Source organism: Parendozoicomonas sp. 209JJ7-1 (assembly GCF_058147085.1).
In genome coordinates this window covers 1-216 of the sequence record NZ_JBYVJU010000203.1, presented here as the reverse complement: position 1 = coordinate 216, position 216 = coordinate 1, and the positions used below count along the sequence as shown (strand labels likewise).

General features: G+C 50.0%; 1 protein-coding gene. It reads right to left on the bottom strand.

The window, feature by feature from the left end; genetic code table 11:
- Window positions 1-216: hypothetical protein (locus ACY2RQ_RS19965; RefSeq protein WP_490114765.1), on the bottom strand; the 216-nt coding region annotated here is incomplete at both ends.

Sequence of the window (216 nt, the reverse complement as noted above, 5' to 3'; positions counted from 1 at the left end):
GGCGATTCGCTGGTATGCGTTCCCACACGGGAGAGGGTGTCGCGAAGCTCTCTTCTCCATGGAAATGAATCATTGGATTGTGACCTATTCTTGTTCCCGGTGTTTTATATTCAGTTTTTTGGAATGCCCTGATATGAATGCTGGCACCCTCAACCGTATCCGCCTCTCTTGTATCGATATCTCTGTAAGCGGCCTGATAAAGGCGACGCGCGGAGT